Source organism: Aeromonas aquatilis, assembly GCF_054052405.1.
In genome coordinates this window covers 1-2,898 of sequence record NZ_JBSTYP010000123.1, presented here as the reverse complement: position 1 = coordinate 2,898, position 2,898 = coordinate 1, and the positions used below count along the sequence as shown (strand labels likewise).

4 protein-coding genes are annotated in these 2,898 nt (G+C 60.1%); all 4 read right to left on the bottom strand.

Annotated features, from left to right (window positions below; genetic code table 11):
• Positions 1-193: 193 nt before the first annotated feature.
• Positions 194-640, bottom strand: coding sequence for a phage virion morphogenesis protein (locus tag ACW5W8_RS23470; RefSeq protein ID WP_236340553.1), 447 nt, complete (start codon positions 638-640; stop codon positions 194-196).
• Positions 640-846: a hypothetical protein gene (locus ACW5W8_RS23465; RefSeq protein ID WP_498630823.1), complete on the bottom strand. Its 207-nt coding sequence runs from the start codon at positions 844-846 to the stop codon at positions 640-642. Before ACW5W8_RS23465 ends, ACW5W8_RS23470 begins: the two co-directional genes overlap by 1 nt.
• Entirely contained in the window at positions 843-2,318 is a 1,476-nt protein-coding gene (locus ACW5W8_RS23460) for a phage head morphogenesis protein (protein ID WP_498630821.1), read from the bottom strand. The genes ACW5W8_RS23465 and ACW5W8_RS23460 overlap by 4 nt, the downstream gene beginning before the upstream one ends.
• Positions 2,318-2,898: phage portal protein family protein (locus tag ACW5W8_RS23455; protein ID WP_498630819.1), on the bottom strand; the 581-nt coding region annotated here is incomplete at its 5' end. The genes ACW5W8_RS23455 and ACW5W8_RS23460, both read right to left, overlap by 1 nt.

Below are 2,898 nucleotides of genomic sequence, written 5' to 3'. Positions count from 1 at the left end.
CTCATTGCGGCCAGTGTCATCGAACTGAGAATTGGGTGGGGTTTATGGTGGGTTACTGCATCACGGGATGGATCGGAGGGTAAGCTGGGGGCGGCGATACTGTTTAATGGTGTTTAAACTCCATTTTCCTGACCTATTCAGAGGGTAGACATGCCATCGTAGCCGCAAGGGGGCACCAGAGGCGCCCAGAAGCTCACGGAGCCTCGATGACCAAATATCCCTCCAGCGTCTCCAGCACGCTCTGTTTATCCCCTTCTGACAGCCCCAGAACACGGCGCTCTGGCAGGTTGATCTCTGGGCGCCCGAACTGGTGGGCGGCACCGTATACCATGGGCGTACCAAAGTAGAGGGCCTGGGGATCAACCTGATAGTCGAGGGTATCGCGCAGATCGTCGTTCAGACGCAGTATCTCATCGGCATGACGCGGCTTGCGGGCACGGTACTTCTCCGAGAGCGGGGCCCAGGGCTCACCTTCCGGGTTCTCTTGGGCATCCCAGCGATCCCGGTGTGACAGCATCAGCCCTTCGCCAATATCGGCCAGTGGCTCACTGAGATCACCGGTTTGCTGGTAGAGCTTGGCCAGCAGTTCGTGGGCATCGGCCACCCCATGGTGGCTGATGGCAATAAAGCTACCCGCCATCAGAGCTCATCCTCAAAGGTGGTCATATAGTGCAGCGCCTCTTCATCTGCGTTAGCCATCGCGGCCTCCCACATCTCACCAATCAGGGAAAGCTCTTCCCCATTGGCTTTAGCCTCCAACTGCTCCAGTTGATGAACATCGGCCAAGGTGAACTGCCCCTCCTTATCGAAGAGATTCAAAGCTTGCTGCAATAATGGCTCAGTCATCGTTTTTCTCCTTTGGTAGCAGCCTTGGCAGCCTGTTCAATCATGGCTTGCACCGCTTTGGCCAGCTCGGGGTAGTGGGCCACCATCGTTTCTCTGGCCAGCATCCAGGCTGCAAAGGCCTCGGCGGCCGCTTCTTTGCCATTCGCACCGGCATATTGAGTGAGTAATCCCATCCCGGTCACATCTGGTTCACCGGCCCAGAAATGAACCTGGTGACCAAGCTCATGCAACCAGGTCGAGATCCGTTGGGCCGACTCTCCCAAGCGACCACCCACGCAGGCTGACACGCTAAAGTGACGGCGCAGGGCCTCACCGCTGATACCCTTTGGCCACCACTCACGAGGGCCTCGGTTCTCCTTGGCCGATGCGATCACTTCTCCAGCCGCCGCTTGCACTGCCTGTATATCAACCGCTTTTATAGTATCAGTCGCCTTGACCTTGATAACTAGGTGATCCCAACTCTTGCTGGTAAAGCCATTGGTGCGTGCGGCGGTTCGGTGGTAATAGAGCGAGCGTATCGAGTAGGCATCGTGACCAAGGTATTCGGCGATGGCCGGGGCAACCTTGAGCCCTGCCGCGCCTTTCCCCATCTCGGTCTGCTTGATAAACAGGGTTTTGACCGGATGCGCCTTGAGGAACGCCGCCAATGGTTCGCGCTGGGGGGCTGGCAACTTGGCCAGCAGATCACTCAAACCCTGGGCGGTGACACCTTTGACACTGGAGAAGGCACTCTCCACTATCCGCTCTGGCAGGCGCTCGGCCAACGCAGGCTTGGCTGCTTCTCGCTTGGCCACCACCTTGGTCAGGTCGGCCGGAGTCTGGGGACGATAATCAAAGCCGGGGTCGATACCTCTGGGGATCTTGTGCAACTCCCCGGTGGCCTTGTCCACCCACTCATATTCGCCATCGTCCGGGGCCTTGCCGACCACCAAGCCGCGCCGCTTGAGGTCGGCCTCGGAGAGCAGGAACTTCTTGCACTTGCAGCCATAGCCATTGCTCGGGCTGTGTGTCTCCCACCAGGGGTGATCCACCGGCAGCACCAGGTTGTTCCACTTGAGGTGCAACTCCCTAGGGTGCTCGGAGTCCCCATGACGATAGAGCGCATAGGGACGTTTGTGCTTGATTCGCAGGATCTGCGCCTCACGCCCTGCGTTATAGCTCTGGCGCAGGTTGGTCTCGAAGATAACCTGCGAACGCCAGGACGCGGGCCCGGTATGCTCCCAACCGTGGCGGGCCACAATCTCCTTGAACGCCTTCTGAAAGGCCCCGATGGATTGCCCTTCACTGATCGCCTTGTCTACCGCCCCGCGCAGATCAGCCAGCAGATCGGTCTTGGTGGCCCCCGCCACCATAAAGGCGCGGCTATGGGCATCGCGCCACACATCGGCCCAGCGTTCGCTCGGCATATCGAGCTTCTGGCGAAAGAAGGCGATCGCCTCGGCAAAGGGCAAAGAACCATAGCGAACGGGCATCAGCGCCCCTCCTCCATCTCAAGCATCCCAAGCAGCTCGCTGGCGGCGATGGCTTGCGCCATCAGCGCCCCCAGTTCGTCATGGCTGAGCTCTGGTTCCAGTGCCAACAAGCCATCCCGGATCTCTTCCAGGGTAGTGGCTTGCATCACCAGCGCCTGGACAGCATCGGTCATCCCCTCCAGCAGAGGAGCCGCCTCGGCCTGCAGCCGGGCCAACTGGGCATCGTTGTTATCCCCCTTGTCGGCCTCACCGTTACTTGCAGCCAGCGCGGCCAGCCCCTTGTGGGCAAGCTGTGCCTTGAGCGCGGCCTCTCCCTGCCCGGCCTGCTTGTCCACGATGATCAGTACCTCTTCACCCTCCTTGGGGGCCGGGATCTGCAGCTTATCCCGCACCCACTGCGCCGGGATCTGCATTCCCATCCCCACCAGGGCCCGCAGTGGATACGCCAAATCGCGCATATCCTCCGGCTCTGTCACATCAAACTCCAATCGGGGGCAGCGGCGCGGCCCCTGATAGCTCTTGCCGTTAAGGGCATAGAGCGGATAGACCAGATCGCGGGTCAGGGTAGCGGCCAGCTGAC